The sequence below is a fragment of the Chitinophaga sp. RAB17 genome, from assembly GCF_052114225.1.
Taxonomy (GTDB): domain Bacteria; phylum Bacteroidota; class Bacteroidia; order Chitinophagales; family Chitinophagaceae; genus Chitinophaga.
On the sequence record NZ_JBFREI010000012.1, the window covers coordinates 171,361 to 191,558 of the forward strand.

Consider the following 20,198-nt stretch of genomic DNA (forward strand, 5'->3'; position numbering starts at 1 on the left):
AGAAGATATCAGCGGATAATATTTGCTGATATCTTCTCTCATCTTTTAATTTGTATAATCAAAAAGTAAAAATCCGGCAAATCAGCTAAATCAGTATAATCCTGAAAAAGACAAAAATTCGCAAGCACCGTATTACAATCCCAATGCGGCCTTCAGCCTGGGATATCCTGTTTTACTTACCAATACCCTGGCACCACTGCGCAAAATAGCCAGGTGGTTTTCCTTCTCGTAAGGATCAATACGGGTTACCTGGTTTACATTGAGTATATAAGAACGATGTACGCGTGTAAACTGTTGCGAATCGAGCATTTTCTCAAAGAATGACATGGTTTTGTTTTTCAGGAAGCTACCTTCCTGCGTTACAATTTTCACATAATCATCTGCTGCTTCCAGGTAATGAATATCCTGCACAGGAATGATTTTGATTTTACCATTCAGCTTAATCACCACCCGATTGCTTTGTACCGGGTTGGCAGCTGCTGTTTCCAACAGTGCTTCTGTATTGGCAACAGGAGCCTGGAGCTGGTCCAGCCACTTTTGCACAGCCTTATCAAAACGTTCGTTGGAAAAAGGTTTCAGCAAATAATCTACTGCGTGTACTTCGAAAGCCTTGATGGCATGTTCTTCAAAAGCAGTGGTAAAAATAATTGCCGGCATATTCTCTACCAGTTCGAGCATTTCAAAACCGGTGATCTTAGGCATTTGTATATCCAGAAAAACAATGTCCGGTTGATGTTGCTGTATAGCTTTTAATCCTTCGAATCCATCATTGCATTCCTGCATCACTGATATCTGCGGAAAATTCAGCAGGTATTCTTTCACCACCTCACGGGCCAAGGGTTCATCATCAATTATTACTGCTTTTATCATGGGTTTGTGGTACTTTGATAATTGTGGTAAAAATATTTTCGTGAGCGGATGTATCCAGGAGATCCTGCCGTGCGAACAACAGGTAAAGTCTCCGCTGTATTGAATTCAAGCCAAATCCGGTACCTTTGTTTGGTTGTTGTAATTCATTGTCGAATGGATTCTGTATCGATATATGTAACATACCGTCCTGCATCCAGGATTTTATGCTGATCGTAATTTCGCCGGTAGTATCGTATAGTCCGAATTTGATGGCATTTTCCACTACTGGCTGCAGTAACATCGGTGGCATAAGCATTTTCTCTGCATCTTCGTCGGGTATAACGGTAGTGGTTAAACGATGGCCAAAACGCACTTTCTCAATATCCAGGTAGAGCTGCAAATACTTCAGTTCTTCCGATAAGGTAATCCACTGATCATCTTCCCGTTTCAGCGATCCGCGCAAAAAGTCGGAGAGCTTCAGAACCATTTCCCGGGCTTCTTTCGGACGCAGCATGATCAATGCATTAATGGAATTGAGACTGTTAAACAGGAAATGCGGTTGCAACTGTTGCCGTAGTTTAAAGAGTTCTGCCTCTCTCACTATTTTTTCGGTAGCCTCTTTGCGTTGCATGGTTTCCTGCTGCTCTGAGATATCGTACCACATCTGGCTTCTAAGACCAATTCCGGCAATCAGCATCCATCCTGTGAGCGCGTGAATGGGAATTGCATTGTTCAACCATCCCAGGTATACCGGATCTTTAGGAAAAGCAGTAACCAGTAACCAACGGCTCAAACACACCCACAATACGGATAAAGCAAAACTTACCACCGCTACATAACCAAACTTCATGGTGCCTGCAGCCGGACGATAATAGGCTACGTTATGGCTAATGATGATGCTGGCAGCTCCCAGTAAGATGACGTGTACGCAACTGTCTATAATGGACTGTGCCAGGGGAATATCAAACCAGTAGTACAGCAATCCTCCGTAAATCAGCATCCATATTGCAAAGGAGCAGAGAAAAGACCACCAGGAATTACCTTTTATGAATTGCTTTACCAAAACCGTGGTTTTATACGTTGAGTTCAAAATATTGTTGTCCCTGCAACTGGGCCGATTTCATCTGTAACCAGGCGATATAGGAATTTGGATCTCCCGGTTCTTCGATGCGGGAATACAGTTCCATACCATCTGTCAGCTGATCCAGGGTATATACTTCCGGTACGTTGATGAATTTCCACTGTACCAGTTCCTGTTGTTGATTTTTAAAGGCGTACTGCTCCTGCATACCAATTTCACGGGCTTTGTCACAAGCATCTTTCTTAGTAAGAGCGCTAATCAATCTTAATTGTTCATCAAATTGCGGAGTGTGATTGCCTTCTCCGCAGATGATCTGATATACTACTTTCGCAACAAACCAATGCATAAAAAAAGATTTAAAAGTTGGAGATAGAAGGGTGAGATATGGTGGTTTCCTTACGCGTAACTTTTTATTTCCAGGCCGCCCATAATACAGGTACCTGTCAGTATCAGCAGCTTTTCCGGACCAGTAGAGGGGATCGTATCCAGATACCTCTTATCATCCACACCACCCATAATGGTCGTCACATCCATCTTCACTTTCCAGTTTGCCGGTATGATGATTTCACATCCTCCCATAATGGCAGTAACATCCAGCTTTGCAGTGCCATCTATATCTGCCTTCATAAAATTAAGCACCGTACCTCCGAAAATGGAAGTCACATCGCCTCCTTTGAAGTTTTTAGACATAATCACTTTATCTACACTGCCGAAAATTGCTGTTGCATCAATCACATCATCCCCACTGGCGGATGCGATACTGGCGCCAAACTGCTTCTTCCGGTCTGCCCATTCCTTCGTGGAGTAATTTCTTTTAAAGATCACTATAACACCTACTCCAATCATCACTACCGGCCAGATAAAGCGTGCCGTATCATAGGGCCAGGCCTGGATTTCCCCGGCCAGGAAAATACCGCCAATCGCTACCATCACCAGCCATCCACCCATCCGGAAATTATGCCGGAAACCTAAAACGATACCAATGGCAATGAGGATCATTTGCCAGGAAAACAACCAGTTGGGAAGATCAAGGTCTAAGCGCTGTAACAACAGGCCGGTGCCTATAATTACCAGGATAGCGCCTCCAACGGCTCTGCTCTTTTTTCTTGATTCCTCTATATCTTCGTTTTTCATTTGTCTTGTTATTTATGATACAAATGTAGAACGGGTTGTTCTCTTTCAAAACAGGGTTTAGGCTAAGCAGGTACACTTACCGGTAAAAAGCAGGAAATTACCGGTAAAAACAGCCGGCATCTTTTAACCGGTTAACAATTAGTTAAAAGTACCGAACTCATGCAATATTTTTCAGCTATATTTCCACCGTTACCAGTGCCTCACTTCCTGCCAGTTTAGTCAGGATGGCTTTTAATTGCTGTACCATAGGGTCAGGGCCACAGATATAGAAATGCTGATCAAAGTTGGCAATCTTTTCTTTTAAATAGCTTTCATCAATGGTATGATGATCATAACCCGGAACTTCCTGCGCCGTCAATGTATTAATGAAACGCTTGCCCAGCATCGCTTCAAATTCATCTTTCAATATAATATCACCCAGGGTTTTATTGGAACAGATCAACTGGTTAGTACCCAGCTGCCCTTTGTTTTGTAAATCACGGAAGATCGCAATAAATGGGGTTACTCCGGCGCCCCCGGCAATAAACACCCCCTCTCCTTTATAATGTATGGTACCCCATACGTCGTGAAGAATCAGTTCATCTCCGGCTTTCAGCTGTCCCAGTTCGTGGGTAACGCTGTTGTGCTCATCATATATTTTAATGGTAAACTCCAGTTGCTCCCATTCGGTGAGACTGGTAAAGGTAAAGGGGCGTCTTTCTTCTTCCCATCCCGGTTTATTGATAGACACTTCTGTTGCCTGACCCGGGACAAAGGTATATCCCTGGGGCTTTTCGACTGTAAATTGATGCACATTATGCGTTACTGGGGTAACCGCAAGAATTTTGACGATATGGCTTTCCATCGGTTTAGGTTTTCTTATGTATGAATGTAGCGTATTTTTTGACTTAGTGCAAAGCCCGCTGTAATAGCGGCGCCAGTGCAGCTGCCCAGCGGCTGTAATCTTTTCCGGAGGGATGTAAACCATCTGCCGCTACCAGGTCTTTATCATGTAAGGCTTCACGCGTAAAAGCAGTGATATCAAGATATGGTACTTTCATTTGTGCTGCAATGGCTTTGTTGGCAGCATTATAAGCGTCTATTTCCACGGCAATCTGTTGCCGGTCACGGTCTGCGGCGAAAGGAGTAACACCCCAGTCAGGAATAGACAATACCACCACATGGGAAGGCTCGTTGCCGGCAAAAGCAATTGCTTTTTTCAACAGGTCTGTAAATTCAGTTTCGTATTGTGATAAAGACCAGCCACGGTATTGGTTGTTAACACCTATGAGTAATGTCACTATATCATATGTTTGTGTAATATGTGCAGCAGTAATCCCTGCTTCCAGTTCATCAGTGGTCCAGCCGGTAGTGGCTATTATTCGGGGATCCGCTACGGAAAAGCCTTGCTGGCGCAGGAGAGCGACCGTTTGCACCGGGAAACATTCGGGTTCCGTTACCTGTTCACCGATAGTATAACTATCACCCAGGGCAAGATATGTGATGGGAGTCATGGTGGTATCTGAGATTTTGTTGCTGCCGAAAAATGTGCAGCAAAATAACATTAATCCTAACATAAGCAAAAAGTTATATGCAGGTGGAGAATTTGTACAATAAGACAAGAAACTACCCCGTCTTTAAAGGGAAAAGCGTTACCTTTGCACGCGATTACAACAATTACGTAACGCATAAAGAAACCGTTTTATGCCGGCAGAAAAAATATCGATGAACAATGGCCTGTTACAGGTCCCTGCACAACCAATCATACCATTCATAGAAGGCGACGGAATAGGTCCGGACATCTGGAGAGCCAGTGTTCGTGTATTCGACGCAGCTGTTGAAAAAGCCTATGGTGGTGATCGGAAAATTGAATGGAAAGAAGTACTGGCAGGTGAGAAAGCCTTCCAGCAAACAGGTGAATGGCTGCCAAAGGCTACTCTGGATGCGCTGAAGGAATACCTGGTGTCTATTAAAGGCCCCCTGTCTACTCCTGTTGGTGGTGGTATCCGCTCCCTGAACGTTGCTATGCGCCAGGAACTGGACCTCTACGCCTGTGTAAGGCCCGTACGCTGGTTCAACAAAGTACCTTCTCCAGTGAAACATCCGGAGAAAGTTGACATGGTGATTTTCCGTGAAAACACGGAAGACATCTATGCCGGCATTGAATACATGACTGGTACACCTGAAGCTAAAAAACTGCTCGATTTCCTGCAAAATGAAATGGGCGTTAAAAAGATCAGGTTCCCGGAAACTTCTTCACTGGGTATCAAACCCGTGTCAATAGAAGGAACGGAAAGACTGGTACGTGCTGCTATCAGCTACGCACTGGAACACAAACGTTCTTCTGTTACCATTGTACATAAAGGCAACATCATGAAATTCACCGAAGGTGGTTTCAAAAACTGGGGCTATGCACTGGCGGAGAGAGAATTTGGCGATTATGTATACACCTGGGAACATTGGGAAAAAACCAAGAAAGAACTGGGTGAAGAAGAAGCCAACAAAGAACTGAAAGTAGAACTGGCAAAAGGAAAACTGCTGATCAAAGATGTGATCGCAGATAACTTCCTCCAACAGATCCTGCTGGCACCACAGGATTATTCCGTTGTAGCTACGCTGAACCTGAACGGTGACTATATTTCTGATGCACTTGCAGCAGCTGTAGGTGGTATTGGTATTGCTCCCGGCGCCAACATCAACTACATTACCGGTTATGCTGTATTTGAAGCTACACATGGTACAGCTCCACGCTTTGCCAACACCAACACCATGAACCCATCCTCAGTTATCCTGAGCGGCGTAATGATGCTGGAATATATGGGCTGGAAAGAAGCTGCTGAAATCATTGTTCACGGCCTCAGCACATCCATCATGCGCAAACGTGTTACCATCGACTTCTACAACCTGATGGATGACGCCACCCTGGTAAAAACCAGCGAATTTGCGGATGAAGTAATCAAGCAAATGCATTAATAATAAAGCTGAAAGCAAAAAGCAGAAGGCAAAAAGCTATTGTAGCGAATCATCAGGCGTATATCCGCTTAGATGATTCGCTACAATAGCTTTTTGCCTTCTGCTTTTTGCTTTCAGCTCTCAAAAAAACCTTTCTTTCTTATTTTGTTTTTAACATAGCTATTCGTATTTTTCGTGATTATCCCGAAAGGGACCCGCTGAATAATTGTTGCGAATTGCTTTTAATCTAATTTTTTAAAAAACCCGAAATGGCAGAAAAAATTAAAGTTGCTAATCCGGTAGTCGAACTGGACGGTGATGAGATGACACGAATCATCTGGAAATTCATCAAGGACAAACTGATACTTCCATACCTGGATGTTGAAATTAAATATTATGATCTGGGCATGGAGCATCGTGATGCTACCAACGACCAGGTAACCATTGATGCAGCCAATGCGATCAGGGAAGTAGGCGTAGGTATCAAATGCGCTACCATTACTCCGGATGAAGACCGTGTAAAGGAATTCAAACTGAAGCAAATGTGGAAATCACCTAATGGCACTATCCGTAATATCCTGGATGGTACCGTTTTCCGTGAGCCAATCGTTATGAGCAATGTTCCACGCCTGGTGCCTAACTGGACAGCCCCTATCTGTATTGGTCGTCATGCTTTCGGTGATCAGTACCGCGCTACCGATTTCGTTACTAAAGGAAAAGGTAAACTCACCATCAAATTTGAAGGTGAAAACGGCGAAGTGATTGAACACGAAGTATACAACTTCAAAGGTGATGGCGTTGCATTGGCAATGTACAACACCGATGAGTCTATCAAAGGCTTTGCACGTGCATGTTTCAACCAGGCACTGATGAAAAAATGGCCTTTGTACCTGAGCACAAAAAACACCATCCTGAAAAAATATGATGGCCGCTTTAAAGATATCTTTGAAGAAATCTATCAACAGGAATTCAAAACTACCTTCGAATCACACGGCTTAACTTATGAGCACCGGTTGATTGATGACATGGTAGCCAGCGCACTGAAATGGCATGGTAACTTTGTATGGGCCTGTAAAAACTACGATGGCGACGTACAATCAGATACTGTTGCACAAGGCTTTGGTTCCCTCGGTCTGATGACGTCTACCCTCATCACTCCTGATGGTAAAACAATGGAAGCAGAAGCCGCACATGGCACTGTAACCCGCCACTACCGCGAGCATCAGGCTGGAAAACCAACTTCTACCAACCCAATCGCTTCCATCTTTGCATGGACACGCGGTCTGGAATTCCGTGGTAAACTGGATAACAACCAGGCACTGATCAACTTCTGTACTGCACTGGAACAGGTTTGTATTGAAACCGTAGAAAGTGGTAAAATGACAAAAGATCTGGCAGTTTGTATCCACGGTAATAAAGTAGAACATGGTAAACATTACCTCTACACCGAAGAATTCCTGGATGCCCTGGACACAGCACTGAAAGCGAAACTAGCATAGAAATAGCTATTAGCCATTAGCTTTTAGCTTTTAGCAAAAATGCAGCGAAGAACATAGTATATATGTTTCTCTTCGCTGCATTTTTGCTAAAAGCTAAAAGCTAATGGCTAATAGCTGTTTACATTTTCATCTTCTTGCGCAATACTTTATCTTCTCCATAAATATCATCGAAGAAAACAAGGTTACCATTCTGTCCTTCTGCGGTAAAGTAACGCAGGTAAATAGGAATATGTTTAGGTAAATCCACCTGCTTCTTTTCTTCCCGCGCCAGCCATACACGAATACTATCGCCGCTATGCCTTACACTGTCTGCACGCACCAGGTACTGCGCCAGGCTATCCCATTGCTGTACCCGCACACAACCATGACTCATAGCACGCATGGAATTTTTGAATAAACCACGGTTATTAGTATCATGCAGGTACACGCTGTATTTGTTCCGGAAATTAAATTTCATGACTCCAAGGGAATTATCAATACCGTCCATCTGCCGCAGCACATAGGGGAAATGACCTTTGCCCATCTTCGTCCAGTCGATGGTGGCAGGATCTACGGCGTTACCATCCTTATCAATTACTTCCAGGTTTTTGGAGGCGAGATAACCTACGTTCTTTTTAATAGCTGGCAACATTTCCTTGAACACAATACTGTAGGGCACTCGCCAGTAAGGATACATCATAAAGTTAGTCATATAGGAGTTCAGTAACGGCGTACGTGTACGTGGTGTACCCACAATCACACGCGACTCCAGCTTTACCTCTCCACTATCTACTACCCGTAATGTATAACCGGGAAGATTCACCATAATATACTGTGATGGCAAAGTATCCGGCAGTTTACGCCACCGGTCCAGGTTTACAGCTGCCTGCATGATCCAGTCGTGCATAGAACGGTTCAATGCAATTACTGTCCTTTTACCTGCTACGCCATCAGCATAAATATTAAACTCTTTCTGAAACGCTTTAATCCCTGTTTTTAATATAGTCGTATCCGTTGCACGACCGGTGGTATCCAGATGTCCGCTTTGTACCAGGCGATTGATCACCAATTGCCTGAAAGCCACGGTATCCGTATAGTTCAGCGGTAAGGTATCCCAGTGATAATTAGCATACTTTGATTTGAAGGTTTGTATACCTTCTTTCAGAGCTACGTACCCAGGATGTACAGGTTCCTGCGCATGCAGGATAGTGGATACATTTTTCTCCGCCAAAGCCTGTTGCAGGGCTGTAATCAGCTGAGCATCTGTAAACACCGAATCTCTTTTGAGGGTAACACTGTCACGCGGTGCTACACCAAAACGCAGGTCAGAGGCCATTTTCATAAAGGCATCTGTCATCAGTATATCCACTTTTGCCCACAAAGCCGCGTCCTTTTTGGCAGTGGCATCGCTGCTGATCTGCTCCAGGGCGGTGGTGAGTGCAGGTGCATGGTACTGGGCAGGCAATAACCCTACATCTTCTGCATGCTGTATCATATACAACATCGAATCTGCAGCGGGATTGACCACACCATCCCTGGACCAGTGTCCGGACGGTTTATCAGCGCCATAAAATTCCTGAATAGCGGAGGGACGGAACGCCAAAAGGCTGTCTTCCAATTCACCTTCATTGTCTTTGAGTGCAGACAAACGTTCCGTGATATTATCTGTTATCACTTCATCCAGTTGTCTGATGTTTGCTACAATCTGTTTTTGTTTGGGGGCGGTATGCTTTTTTTTATTGACACAGGCTAACAACAAGCACGCTCCAGATCCGCATAACAAACCGATAATATAAATTTTGTACTTCATTTGCAGTTAATCGCTATAGTAAAGATAGGGATTTACAAATACTGTGCAGGAAATTTTACCCGGAAAGTTTGCGTACAAATACGTATTATTTACAGCAGTCTTTTTTCATAAACAATGACTGCAATACCTTTAATATACCTGTTAAGATCTTTTTCATGTGAAGATTTTTAAAAAAGAGGCCACGGTGTGCAGCAGCCTCTTTTTAAACTAAAACTAAAACAACTAACTTCTAATATCTCACGCCTATGGGTATACTATATCTTATCTAATGGTATACGCTCAGGGGCTTTCAATTGTTTAAATTTACTTGGTGTTAAACCAGTAACTTTTTTGAACTGAGCGGAAAGATGCGCTACGCTACTGTATCCCAGCTTGTAACTAATTTCACTTAAACTTAATTCGTTGTATACCAGTAACTCTTTTACTCTTTCAATTTTCTGCTGAATAATGTATTGCTCTATGGTAGTGCCTTCTGTTTMTGAAAAAAGATTACTGAGATAGTGATAATCTTTCTGCAACTTCCCTGCCAGTAAAGTGGAAAAGTTTTCTTTCATTTCATCCAGCTCAGAATGATGTACCGCCTGCACTACTATGCTTTTTATACCGGCGATCAGTTGCTGTTTTTTATCATCTATCAATAAAAATCCTTCTTTTTCCAGGGTAGCAGATAACTGTTGCAATTGCTTTTCAGACACCTTTCCTGCTACGGTTACTTTGCCCAGCTGTATATCCCGGATGTCCAGCTGCTCCGCGGCGATGGCTGTCGTTACCACCTTGATGCAACGCGGACAAACCATATTTTTTATAAACAGATCTGTTGTGGCCATCATTTATTTTTTAATATTAAAAATGTTATGTTCAAACCTGATTAAAAAGGAGTTGAACGTGTTACGCGGCATGTCTCCTGCCAACTGGGAGCGGTAAGACAAATCCAGTCGTGTGGTACTGTTGAATATAAACTGTATGGCGGGAGCAATGTCCAGATAAGAACCACGACCAATTAGGTCTGTATTGGTTTTTCCCAGTAACTCCACGTACAGGTTTAAATTGGTTTGCTGAAAGCTTTTATACTTTACAGGCAGTACCAGGTACCCCGCGGAAAGGCTATAATTTACAGAATTCTTAGAAAAACTTTCCGGAATATTATCCTTCACATTATTCATATAACGTGAATACCCCAACGTTGTAGACAACGCCAGTTTATGCAACAGCTGCGTAGCAATAATACCACCATTTACGCCGGAGGTAGCGCCCTCCAGGTCGAGCTCCTCATTATCATAAGGACGCATCGCATGTGTGCCGGCCGGCATAACAGGATAATATGGGTTGTCGATCACGGAACCTCTTACATAAGCTGCCATCCTGAAATGTGCGTGCTGCTGATCCAACGACAGGAAACGGTATTTCGCATAAATGCTGCCTCCTTCCGCCCGGATGGAAGACTGCATCATATTAGAGGCATACCCCAGCACGTGCACCATGAGTTTTTTATTTACACCCCACATCACTTCCGGTTCGAAACGCATTCCCACATCGCCGGAATGCTCCATGTTAAAGAACTTATTCGTGAGTCTTATTCCAAGGGAATTAGCGGGCATATTACTCGCCGGTTCCGTATTAACGTATAACTCCTGGGCTGCTGCAATGCCGGTACCGGCAATGATCGCCACTGCTATCATTATAAATTTCTTCATATACCAAACAAGTATTAAATGGTAACGTGATAAATCCTTCCGGATGCTGCTCCGGTATTGGTTTTACAGCAGTCGCCCATCATGCCTGTTTTATAGCAGGGCATACTTGTTTCGGTACTGAATTTTTTAAACTGTTTGGTAGAAACAAAATCCTTGTCGATCACCGTAATGTTTTTATCACCACTCAGCACCTGGTTCTTTACATCCATAAAGTGCAGGGTACTGCCGGCGAAGCTAACATGTGCATCGTTTTGCACATTTACGGCATCAAAATTAGCAGTCATCACCAGTTTACCTATTGAAAAACCGGCATCTTCCACTTTTGCCTTAATGGCGTCAATATCCACGGGTACCCCTGTTTTGAAGGTTAGTACAAAAGTGGTGTTATCCAGGTCTGTGTCTATTTTATCTACAAAAGGCAGTGATTCCAGTGCTTCATAAGTTGCTTTGGAACACATGGCGCAGGTAAGGCCGGTAGCATGTACGCTGGCTTTTTTAAATTGTGCGTTTGCGCCAAAAGTTAAGCCCAGTGCGAGCATTATAATAGCTATCGTTTTCATGATCTGATTAAATTAAATAAATGAAGAAATTACAGCCGTCGTTTTGTCGTTCCGCGAAAAGCGGGTATTACAAAAACAGCTGAATCAGATCAGGAAAGTGCAGTTTCGAAGGAAAATGGGGGTGGTGGCGATATCTGGCGGATCATGGTGATAGTCACCAACCAGAATTTTTGATAAGGGTAATGCAGGTACGGCTAATATCCTCACCGGCAGCTGCATATTGGTTGTCATGCTAAAGTCCTGCTGCAGGGCTTTGGCAGCCTGATGCGATTCAGTGACTTTACAAAACTTAAATTCATCTTTGCAACAATCCATGCCTTTTGACGGCTTTTTGCATATCCGGCACAGATCCGCCGAGGCATCCTGCCATTCAATGCATGCCAGTTTGCCCATGCAGTAATGCACGTTTACTGCAAACCCGCTGGTAAGCGTGGTGTACAGGACAGCAAATAATATGGCCAGAAAGCGCTTCATTGCCTCAAAGATAAGCGAAAAAGCTGAAAGCCTAAAGCATAAAGCAAAAAGCTATTATGTAGAAGATATACCGCTGTGGTCTTCTACATAATAGCTTTTTGCTTTATGCTTTGCGCTTTCAGCTAATTAATGAACCACCATCTCAACCCCACTCTGAAGGCGAAGTTGTTATAGGGGTATAAAGGAGCTGCGTAGTTATTATTGGTGATAAACGTATTCAGATTTTCAGCGCGTACATAAGCGGAGAAAGATTTAATACGGAAGTTGGCGAATGCTGCAATATCCGGTAAAGGATTACTGATTTTTTGTGAATGCTGATAAATAAACTGACCTGTCAGCGGAGAATAATCATCTGCATAGTAGCCGGTATTGTACCGTGCTTCGATACCTGTGATCAGGTTCAGGTTAGTATATAACCTTTTCTCAAATGCGAAACGGTTACGTGTCCAGAAAGTGGGTACGTTTAACGGTCCGTTGCCATGCAACTGCTGGAAGGCAACGTCTACATACCAGGCAAATGGCGCGATTACAAATTTCTTGCTGAATGTTATCTGCAACAGGTTAAACAGCGAGCCATACTGGTCGCTGTGGTAGTAATCCTTGAAATAAGTGTAGTTCGTGAACAGGAAATAATTCACGGCCAGGGTATATTTCAGTTTTGCGTTATCGGTGGCAAACTGCAGCTGGGTAACATTTTCTTTAGCCAGGCTGGTATTATACCAGGCATCCCGGTTACTGTTAAAGTACTTGTACACGTAAGAAGGCTCGCGGTTTACGTTGTTAACCGACAGGCGTACATCTCCCAAAAGATCATTAATATGCCGGCGTAAGGTACCAGACACGCCGTAATCGCCAATATTCTGGCCTACTACATAAAATTCACCCCTTGCGGAGAAGTCCCATTTCTGGTTACGGGTTTTGTTACGGTATTCCCCGTGTACTGCGAGGTTAGTGAAATTAATATCAGCATCGAGGAAAGTACCGGTAATACTTTCAAACCGCGCACCCAGGTTAATGAAATGCCCCTGGTTACCACGTACCGGAAACTGTATCAGGGAGATGTCGTTGGAAATCAGCTTCCACTTATGCTGCGCATTAACCGTATCGCTGGGAATAAAATTATAATGTTTGGTATAAAACGTTGTATCCGGACTGCTGTCTATAAACCCATAATCATCATTTTGGTAATTAAAGGTGTACTGCACACGGAATACGGGCTCATACCTGTAATAATCGGTGGTATCGTTCACATGAATGCTGTCGCCCCTGCCCCAGTCGTACTGCTGCTGTATGAGGAAGCCTGTTTCCCGGTAGCTGGATTTCACCGGCAGCGTACCGCCGCCAAAGAAAGCGTAGGCCTGGGAGGTGTTATTCCCCAGATTTACCGGCAAACTTTTACGTTGTTTGTAGTTGTTATCCAGCATCAGAGAATCGTACTTAAGCCCTCCATTCTCCCCTCCATTGATCTTATTATAGTAGAAGCTCATGTAGGTATGCGCACGCTTGTTTTTGCTCTGATAACGGGCTGTAAACCGGTAAATATCGTGATTGGTATTCTGGGTACGATAATATCCCGGTGCATTTATTTTGCGATAGTCGAAAGCAAAGTTGAAACGTTCCGTACGATTTTGAGTATGCGATAGTCCGATTACCTGTTCCTGTTTGCTACCTATCAGGTACTGCAGCTCTGTGTAGGGCCGGGTAGTATAGTAAAAGCGGGCATCCTTATGGGAATTGGAATAGATATCGTACGAATGAAAACCGGCATCAAATCCGGGTTTCATCAACGGGGAGTATATCATATTATACGCAGCACCGCCGGTATTACCGGTGGTGGCGTAACTGGAAGGCACCTTCAGATAGTTGGTTTGAAAATCAGCTACAGAAGAATCTATCTTATAATAAGAAGGGTCCCCCAGGACCTGGTAGCTAATAGTCAGCGTATCCAGCTCGTGTTCATGCTTTCCGGTATCCCGTTGCATTTTACTACTACCGCCGCCTCCGCCGCCGCCCATATTATTCAGGCGTCCCGAGTTAAACTGGGCCTTTAATTGATTCCCGCAAAAAAACAGCAGGGCTATGAAAATGAAAATTTGCCTCATCCGAAAGTAACAAAAGCGTTTATAGTTGCCGGATTAATTCACTAAAGATAAGCGTAAGCTTAGGTTCTGCTGCTTTTGCAGCCGCCAGTACTTCTTCATGGGTAATCACATTTTCCTCTTCCCGGATACCGATATCGGTAATCACACTCATGGCAAATACTTTCAGGCCGGCATGTGCCGCCACAATTACTTCAGGCACAGTACTCATACCTACAGCGTCGCCACCGATGATATGCATGTACTTGTATTCTGCCCTGGTTTCAAAGGTAGGCCCCTGCACGCCTACATATACGCCGCTATGTAATGATATATTGTTGGCTGCCGCAATTTTATTGGCAGCATCTATCAGGGTTTTGGCGTAAGGTTCGCTCATATCCGGGAACCGGGGTCCCAGGGTATCTTCATTCTTACCACGCAGCGGATGCTCCGGCTGCAGGTTAATATGATCGCGGATGATCATCAGATCCCCCACATTAAAGGCTGGATTCATGCCTCCGGCCGCATTGGAAATAAATAATGTATGGATTCCCAGTGCCTTCATGACCCGAACAGGAAAAGTTACCTGTTGCATGGAAAATCCTTCATAAAAGTGAAAACGTCCTGCCATGGCCACTACCGGCTTGCCCTGCATGTATCCCAGGATTAATTTACCGGAATGTCCTTCTACGGTAGATTCGGGAAAATGTGGGATGTCGCTGTATGGAATTTCCACGCTACCTTCTATTTCACCGGTCAGGTTACCCAGTCCGCTGCCCAATATGATGCCCGCTACCGGCTTATCTTGCCAGAATTTACTGATATATTCCCCCGCTGCTGTGATCTTTGCTGTTAGTTCACTCATCTGTTTATACATTAATTAAAAGTCGGATTTAAAAAACAAACCCGCGCAAAGTTATTTTTTAATTCACAAATGACTGCAGTTTTATATTTAAATCATAATGACCTAATTTAGCGCCAAATTTTATTCCGATGAACTTACACGAGTACCAGGCTAAAGAACTGTTGAAAAAATATAATGTACCGGTACAGGAAGGCATCCCGGTGGATACCCCTGAAGCGGCTGCGGAAGCATACAAGCAGCTGAAAGTGCAATTTGGTAATGAATTTGCCGTTGTAAAGGCCCAGATTCATGCGGGTGGACGCGGAAAAGGTAAGATCCGTGGTACGGAACAAAGAGGTGTGGCAGTAGGAAAAAATGCAGAAGATATTAAAACCATAGCAGGCAATATACTGGGAGGTACCCTGGTAACCATTCAAACCGGCGATGCTGGTAAACTGGTAAATAAAGTACTGGTAGCCCAGGATGTTTACTATCCAGGTGCTAACCCGGTAAAGGAATTTTACCTGTCTATCCTGCTGGATCGTGCTAAAAGCCAAAATGTTATCATGTACTCCACAGAAGGTGGTATGGATATCGAAGAGGTAGCACACAGCACTCCTGAGAAAATATTTAAAGAGTGGGTTAAACCAAATATGACCCTGCAGCCTTTCCAGGCACGTAACATCGCTTTCAACTTCGGTTTGAGTGGTGAAGCGTTCAAAAACATGGTGAAATTTGTAACCAACCTGTATAACGCATACGTAGGACTGGATTGCAGCATGCTGGAAATCAACCCGCTGTTCAAAACCAGTGACGAGAAAATCATAGCAGTAGATGCGAAAGTAAACCTGGATGATAACTCCCTGATGCGTCATCCTGACCTGGAAGCACTGCGTGATATTTCAGAAGAAGATCCTACTGAAGTAGAAGCCAGCAAATTTAACCTGAACTTCGTGAAACTGGATGGTAACGTAGGTTGTATGGTAAACGGCGCCGGTTTGGCCATGGCTACCATGGATATGATCAAACTGAGCGGTGGCGAACCAGCGAACTTCCTGGACGTAGGTGGTACTGCCAACGCACAAACAGTAGAAGCAGGTTTCCGTATTATCCTGAAAGATCCAAAGGTGAAGGCTATCCTGATCAATATCTTTGGTGGTATCGTTCGTTGCGACCGCGTTGCACAGGGCGTAATCGATGCCTACAAATCTATTGGTAACATCGAAGTTCCTATCATTGTACGTTTACAGGGTACCAATGCTGCAGAAGCAAAAGTACTGATCGAAGAAAGCGGCCTGAAAGTACAGTCAGCAATTTTATTAAGCGAAGCAGCTGCTTTGGTAAATAAAGCAGTAGCATAAGGCTGAAAGCATAAAGCTATTAAAGCGAATGACCTGAGCGGATATTACTCCTTTGCTCAGGTCATTCGCTTTAATAGCTTTATGCCTTATGTTACCTATTCAGTTTAGCCAGTTGCTCATTATATCTGTCAACAGATTCTCCCATGGCCCTGCCTTTGGACAGTAGCCAGGTAAAATATTTCTTCGCCTGCTCTTTATGATTTCTTTCCAGGCACATATAAGCCAGGGAGCTTAATGCCTCCAGGTTGGAGGTTTCAGTCAGCGCCGGTTCTGCCCATTGAATATATAATTCCTTCAGGGATGGATCCTTCTCCATTTCAGCTCCCATATAGAAGATCATATAGCGGATCCGATTGTTGTCACGGTCTTTGTGAGCAATAGCGAATTCCAGGAACGCCTTTCCGTTCTTGCAGATTCTGGACAGATAGTTTTCTGCATAATACATCTGTGCTTCCTGCCAGTCGGCAGCACTATATACAGTTTGCTGCTTTGTTAAAAAGGCGGCAAATGCCTTTTCATCATATTGTTTAGGCAAAGCTGCCATATCCTGTTTCAGCAACCCTTTGAAGATATTCTGGGTAAGGGCACTGCCAAAACGAGCTTCGTAAGCTTCTTTGTTTTTGAGAAAGAACTCCCTGTAATTGTCAGGCAGCTTGCCAGCCACCTGCATGGCTTTAAACACAGACTCTTTAAAATAGTCCTTCTGTGACTGCTTTAACAGGTATTCCCTTACCACTTCTGCAGCCGGATACTTCCGGTCTTTCGCGAAAAAGAAGGTCGTATAAAAGTCCGGATCATCTCTTTTCAGACTGTTACCGAAGCCGGTCAGCGACTCTCCCGCTTTATACTTTTCGACATTGGTTTGCAGGAATTTCAGGAAATCGGGTACTTCCTGGTAGCCCATACCTGTGTTAATCAGTTTACCCTCACCGGAAATAATCAGGTAAGTGGGAAATCCTGTCATGAAATACTTGGCGCACAGCTCTTTTCCGAATTCTTCCTTGAATACGTCATAACCGGTGCATACAAAGTTGTCTTCCATGTATTTTTTTACATCCGGGCGTGGAAATACTTTTACTTCCATGTCTTTGCAGGCATGGCAGCCTTCAAAGTACGTGTCTATAAAAATGGGTTTGTGCTCTTTCCTGGCTTTGGTGGTGAGCTCCTTCCAGGAGCCTTTGATAAACTGGGTGCTATCCTGCGCCAGGGCAGCAAGGGGCAATAGGCCTGCCAATAGCAGTGCTTTAAATGCATACTTCATCGTACTGTTTTTTTAATGGTTTGGTAACGTGAAGCTAATAAATAGGATTATAATGCCCGCAGCAGTTTGTTTATTGGTGGATAAAACATATAAGCGGTTTTATACCATACGAAAAACAAAAGGCCGGTTACTATTGTACCCGGCCTTTTGTTTTATAAGATGAAAATAGCTTTAATCGTTCTTTTTAGGTGGTGCAGGCATAGTGGCCTTTGGCTTATCTTTCTGCTCTTCCTTTTTCGGTGCGGGAGCCGGCGCTGGTTCTGGTTTATCTGCGCCTGGTGTAGCAAAGTCATTGGCATCGCCAGAGCCGTAGTCATCTGCAGAACCGTTACCTACATTTTCTGACTCTGCACCTGGTTTCACATTAGACTCATAATTCATGTAGATATCATCTTCACTCATATTCTGCGGAATCGGGAAATGGTCATTCGTGCTGACTTTCAGTGTTGGATCTGCATATACCTTTTGCATGAAATAAGCCCAGATAGGTAAACCGGTATTGGCACCCTGTCCGATTGCGGTAGTACTGAAGTGGATAAAGTTATTTTCACAACCCACCCAGGCGCCCGCCAATATTTTAGGAGTATAGCCCATGAACCAACCATCGGTGTTATCGTTGGTAGTACCGGTTTTACCCGCTATTTCACCCTGGATGTTATAACGTGAACGGATACGCGCACCGGTACCACCGGGAGCCACTACCCCTTCCATCATTTTCACCATGGTGTATGCCTGCTTTTCGTTGATTACTTCACGTTTTACCGGTGCAAATGTTTCGAGGATGTTACCGTTTCTGTCTTCTATGCGGGTAATATAAATAGGTTTGGTATTAATACCTCTTGCAGGGAACATGGTGTACCCCTGTAACAGTTCATAGAGGGAGATTTCCACCGCCCCCAGGGCAATAGCCGGATATGCCGGGATATCGCTGCTGAAACCCACTTTATTTTTAGCGAAATCCGCAAACGGTTTGGCGCCAATCTGTTTAATCAGATAAGCTGCCACCAGGTTGAGTGATTTGGCCAGCGCTCCGGCCATGGTAATTGAACCACCTGTGCTGCCTTCAGAGTTATGCGGGCTCCAGCCATTAATCGTAATAGGTTCATTTGGCAATATAGTGTTGGCCGAAAAACCATTCATGATCGCAAAGCAATACAGGAAGGGTTTAAAGGTAGAACCAACCTGACGACGGGTTTTAGCCACGTGATCATTTTTGAAATATCGAAAATCAGGTCCGCCTACCCATGCTTTTACCTCGCCACTTTCCGGATCCATGGCCATAAAGCCAGCCTGTAAAATAGCGCGTGTATATTTGATGGAATCCATCGGCGTCATGATGGTATCTATTTCGTTCAGGTCTGGTTCTGTAGAACTTTTCCAGCCAAATACCTTCATGCGGGTGGGTGTGTTGAACACCCTGGCAATCGTAGAATCATCGGCTTCATCATCCTTCATGAATTTATACCTGTCCGATTCTTTCATGTACTGATCCAGGTATTTAGGCCATTTCTTCCAAACGCTGCCGGTTTTAACATCGTTTTGTGCAGAGAGTGATTTCTGCAGCACTGCCAGGTGCTTGGCTACTGCTTCTTCTGCATACAACTGCATTCTCGGGTTGATGGTAGTATATATTTTCAGACCATCACGGTAAAGGTTATATTCTGAGCCATCAGCTTTTTTATGGTTTTTACACCAGCCTTTGAGTTCATCACGCAATACTTCCCTGAAATAAGGAGCCAGTCCTTTGTTGTGGTCAATTTTATTATAGTGCAGTACAATTGGTTTGCTTTTGGCAGATGCGGCTTCTCCGGGTGTAATGAATCCGGCTTTCTGCATATTGTCTATCACCGTATTACGGCGTTCGAGCGCATACTGCGGATTACGGCGGGGATTATAGATGGTGTTTCCCTTCAGCATCCCTATCAGGATCGCGGCTTCTTCTATGGACAAATGACCTGCATCTTTACTGAAGAAGGTTCTGGCGCCGTTTTCTATTCCATATACGTTATCTCCGAAAGCAACTGTATTTAAATACAGGGTCAGGATTTCCTGTTTTGTGAAGTTTCTTTCCAGTTTTACCGCAATAATCCATTCCTGTATTTTCTGAAAAGCACGTCCTACGGGATTACCAGAGCGTTGTTTACCCAGGTTATCTGTTTGCAGATTCAGGGCCAGCTGTTGTGTGATGGTGCTGGAGCCACGTTTTTTACCAATCAGGAGATAAAAAGGAATGGCCAGTGTGCCTTTAGGGTCAATACCGGAGTTATCATAAAACCTGGTTTCTTCAGTTGCTATCAGCGCGTTGATCACATTTTTGGAGATCTCATTATAATCGCTGCTGGAACGATCTACCTGGTAATATTTACCCAAAATGGTACCATCGTCCGCAATCACTTCTGCTGCCAGCGCTGCACGGGGATTTTCCAGTTCTTCCATGGAAGGCATACTGCCGATTACACGGAAATTAATGAGTAAAACAAAGAGAACAAGTAATGCTAAGATACCAAAAGCCACCCGCCACAATATTTTCACCGATTTTTTCATGCGCTTATATAATTTGTTTTATGGCCAAATTGCCTGATCCTTTAAATGAATGGCAATTTATTACTATCTGTTGGCTATATATGTAAATTTTTCAATAAA

General features: G+C 44.0%; 18 protein-coding genes. 3 read left to right on the forward strand and 15 right to left on the reverse strand.

Features of this window, described 5'->3' with window-relative positions; all coding sequences use genetic code 11:
- Nucleotides 1-132: 132 nt before the first annotated feature.
- The 6 genes from AB4Z08_RS29640 to AB4Z08_RS29665 form a co-directional block, all read right to left on the reverse strand.
- A complete protein-coding gene (locus AB4Z08_RS29640; RefSeq protein ID WP_441577408.1) occupies nucleotides 133-870 on the reverse strand; it encodes a LytR/AlgR family response regulator transcription factor in 738 nt (245 codons plus the stop codon).
- Nucleotides 848-1,912, reverse strand: coding sequence for a sensor histidine kinase (locus AB4Z08_RS29645; RefSeq protein WP_441577409.1), 1,065 nt, complete (start codon nucleotides 1,910-1,912; stop codon nucleotides 848-850). The genes AB4Z08_RS29640 and AB4Z08_RS29645 overlap by 23 nt, the downstream gene beginning before the upstream one ends.
- 10 nt (nucleotides 1,913-1,922) lie before the next feature.
- A complete protein-coding gene (locus AB4Z08_RS29650; protein ID WP_441577410.1) occupies nucleotides 1,923-2,276 on the reverse strand; it encodes a DUF4288 domain-containing protein in 354 nt (117 codons plus the stop codon).
- A 50-nt stretch (nucleotides 2,277-2,326) separates the two neighbouring features.
- On the reverse strand, nucleotides 2,327-3,064 hold the full coding sequence (locus AB4Z08_RS29655; protein ID WP_441577411.1) for a LiaF transmembrane domain-containing protein: 738 nt from the start codon (nucleotides 3,062-3,064) through the stop codon (nucleotides 2,327-2,329).
- Nucleotides 3,065-3,239: 175 nt separating this feature from the next.
- Nucleotides 3,240-3,908 carry an FAD-binding oxidoreductase gene (locus AB4Z08_RS29660; protein ID WP_441577412.1) on the reverse strand — a complete coding sequence of 223 codons (669 nt, stop codon included), beginning with the start codon at nucleotides 3,906-3,908 and terminating at the stop codon, nucleotides 3,240-3,242.
- A gap of 43 nt (nucleotides 3,909-3,951) precedes the next feature.
- On the reverse strand, nucleotides 3,952-4,557 hold the full coding sequence (locus AB4Z08_RS29665; RefSeq protein WP_441577413.1) for an SGNH/GDSL hydrolase family protein: 606 nt from the start codon (nucleotides 4,555-4,557) through the stop codon (nucleotides 3,952-3,954).
- Nucleotides 4,558-4,747: 190 nt separating this feature from the next.
- Between AB4Z08_RS29665 and icd the strand changes: the two genes are divergently transcribed.
- Together icd and AB4Z08_RS29675 are read left to right on the forward strand one after the other, a co-directional pair.
- On the forward strand, nucleotides 4,748-6,016 hold the full coding sequence (icd, locus tag AB4Z08_RS29670; RefSeq protein ID WP_441577414.1) for an NADP-dependent isocitrate dehydrogenase: 1,269 nt from the start codon (nucleotides 4,748-4,750) through the stop codon (nucleotides 6,014-6,016).
- Between the two features lie 248 nt (nucleotides 6,017-6,264).
- Complete coding sequence (locus AB4Z08_RS29675) at nucleotides 6,265-7,494, forward strand: NADP-dependent isocitrate dehydrogenase (RefSeq protein ID WP_441577415.1); 1,230 nt, start codon at nucleotides 6,265-6,267, stop codon at nucleotides 7,492-7,494.
- Between the two features lie 118 nt (nucleotides 7,495-7,612).
- Here the strand turns inward: AB4Z08_RS29675 and AB4Z08_RS29680 are convergent, their stop codons facing one another.
- The 7 genes from AB4Z08_RS29680 to AB4Z08_RS29710 form a co-directional block, all read right to left on the reverse strand.
- Nucleotides 7,613-9,283: a L,D-transpeptidase family protein gene (locus AB4Z08_RS29680; RefSeq protein ID WP_441577416.1), complete on the reverse strand. Its 1,671-nt coding sequence runs from the start codon at nucleotides 9,281-9,283 to the stop codon at nucleotides 7,613-7,615.
- Nucleotides 9,284-9,537: 254 nt separating this feature from the next.
- Nucleotides 9,538-10,110, reverse strand: coding sequence for a helix-turn-helix domain-containing protein (locus AB4Z08_RS29685; RefSeq protein WP_441577417.1), 573 nt, complete (start codon nucleotides 10,108-10,110; stop codon nucleotides 9,538-9,540).
- Nucleotides 10,111-10,113: 3 nt separating this feature from the next.
- Complete coding sequence (locus AB4Z08_RS29690; protein ID WP_441577418.1) at nucleotides 10,114-10,977, reverse strand: hypothetical protein; 864 nt, start codon at nucleotides 10,975-10,977, stop codon at nucleotides 10,114-10,116.
- 14 nt (nucleotides 10,978-10,991) lie between these two features.
- Entirely contained in the window at nucleotides 10,992-11,537 is a 546-nt protein-coding gene (locus AB4Z08_RS29695; RefSeq protein ID WP_441577419.1) for a heavy-metal-associated domain-containing protein, read from the reverse strand.
- Between the two features lie 84 nt (nucleotides 11,538-11,621).
- On the reverse strand, nucleotides 11,622-12,011 hold the full coding sequence (locus AB4Z08_RS29700; RefSeq protein WP_441577420.1) for an HYC_CC_PP family protein: 390 nt from the start codon (nucleotides 12,009-12,011) through the stop codon (nucleotides 11,622-11,624).
- Between the two features lie 122 nt (nucleotides 12,012-12,133).
- Nucleotides 12,134-14,113, reverse strand: a complete 1,980-nt coding sequence (locus AB4Z08_RS29705) for a putative porin (RefSeq protein ID WP_441577421.1) — start codon at nucleotides 14,111-14,113, stop codon at nucleotides 12,134-12,136.
- A 19-nt stretch (nucleotides 14,114-14,132) separates the two neighbouring features.
- The gene (locus AB4Z08_RS29710) at nucleotides 14,133-14,954 is read right to left on the reverse strand and encodes a purine-nucleoside phosphorylase (RefSeq protein WP_441577422.1); all 822 of its coding nucleotides are present in this window, start codon (nucleotides 14,952-14,954) and stop codon (nucleotides 14,133-14,135) included.
- Between the two features lie 128 nt (nucleotides 14,955-15,082).
- Between AB4Z08_RS29710 and sucC the strand changes: the two genes are divergently transcribed.
- A complete protein-coding gene (sucC, locus tag AB4Z08_RS29715) occupies nucleotides 15,083-16,294 on the forward strand; it encodes an ADP-forming succinate--CoA ligase subunit beta (protein WP_441577423.1) in 1,212 nt (403 codons plus the stop codon).
- A 91-nt stretch (nucleotides 16,295-16,385) separates the two neighbouring features.
- On the opposite strand, the gene AB4Z08_RS29720 is transcribed toward sucC, so the two are convergent.
- Together AB4Z08_RS29720 and AB4Z08_RS29725 are read right to left on the reverse strand one after the other, a co-directional pair.
- Nucleotides 16,386-17,555, reverse strand: coding sequence for a thioredoxin fold domain-containing protein (locus AB4Z08_RS29720; protein ID WP_441577424.1), 1,170 nt, complete (start codon nucleotides 17,553-17,555; stop codon nucleotides 16,386-16,388).
- Between the two features lie 171 nt (nucleotides 17,556-17,726).
- Nucleotides 17,727-20,099 (reverse strand): transglycosylase domain-containing protein, encoded by a 2,373-nt coding sequence (locus AB4Z08_RS29725; RefSeq protein WP_441577425.1) that lies wholly within the window; start codon nucleotides 20,097-20,099, stop codon nucleotides 17,727-17,729.
- Nucleotides 20,100-20,198: the final 99 nt, after the last annotated feature.

What these genes read in the sequence shown, in the direction of transcription:
- AB4Z08_RS29665 (WP_441577413.1), bottom strand. Translation starts at nt 4,557, where the DNA reads ATGACTCCCATCACATATCTTGCCCTGGGTGATAGTTATACTATCGGT.
- AB4Z08_RS29695 (WP_441577419.1), bottom strand. Translation starts at nt 11,537, where the DNA reads ATGAAAACGATAGCTATTATAATGCTCGCACTGGGCTTAACTTTTGGC.
- AB4Z08_RS29710 (WP_441577422.1), bottom strand. Translation starts at nt 14,954, where the DNA reads ATGAGTGAACTAACAGCAAAGATCACAGCAGCGGGGGAATATATCAGT.
- AB4Z08_RS29720 (WP_441577424.1), bottom strand. Translation starts at nt 17,555, where the DNA reads ATGAAGTATGCATTTAAAGCACTGCTATTGGCAGGCCTATTGCCCCTT.
- AB4Z08_RS29655 (WP_441577411.1), bottom strand. Translation starts at nt 3,064, where the DNA reads ATGAAAAACGAAGATATAGAGGAATCAAGAAAAAAGAGCAGAGCCGTT.
- AB4Z08_RS29690 (WP_441577418.1), bottom strand. Translation starts at nt 10,977, where the DNA reads ATGAAGAAATTTATAATGATAGCAGTGGCGATCATTGCCGGTACCGGC.
- sucC (WP_441577423.1), top strand. Translation starts at nt 15,083, where the DNA reads ATGAACTTACACGAGTACCAGGCTAAAGAACTGTTGAAAAAATATAAT.
- icd (WP_441577414.1), top strand. Translation starts at nt 4,748, where the DNA reads ATGCCGGCAGAAAAAATATCGATGAACAATGGCCTGTTACAGGTCCCT.
- AB4Z08_RS29705 (WP_441577421.1), bottom strand. Translation starts at nt 14,113, where the DNA reads ATGAGGCAAATTTTCATTTTCATAGCCCTGCTGTTTTTTTGCGGGAAT.
- AB4Z08_RS29675 (WP_441577415.1), top strand. Translation starts at nt 6,265, where the DNA reads ATGGCAGAAAAAATTAAAGTTGCTAATCCGGTAGTCGAACTGGACGGT.
- AB4Z08_RS29650 (WP_441577410.1), bottom strand. Translation starts at nt 2,276, where the DNA reads ATGCATTGGTTTGTTGCGAAAGTAGTATATCAGATCATCTGCGGAGAA.
- AB4Z08_RS29640 (WP_441577408.1), bottom strand. Translation starts at nt 870, where the DNA reads ATGATAAAAGCAGTAATAATTGATGATGAACCCTTGGCCCGTGAGGTG.
- AB4Z08_RS29700 (WP_441577420.1), bottom strand. Translation starts at nt 12,011, where the DNA reads ATGAAGCGCTTTCTGGCCATATTATTTGCTGTCCTGTACACCACGCTT.
- AB4Z08_RS29660 (WP_441577412.1), bottom strand. Translation starts at nt 3,908, where the DNA reads ATGGAAAGCCATATCGTCAAAATTCTTGCGGTTACCCCAGTAACGCAT.
- AB4Z08_RS29725 (WP_441577425.1), bottom strand. Translation starts at nt 20,099, where the DNA reads ATGAAAAAATCGGTGAAAATATTGTGGCGGGTGGCTTTTGGTATCTTA.
- AB4Z08_RS29680 (WP_441577416.1), bottom strand. Translation starts at nt 9,283, where the DNA reads ATGAAGTACAAAATTTATATTATCGGTTTGTTATGCGGATCTGGAGCG.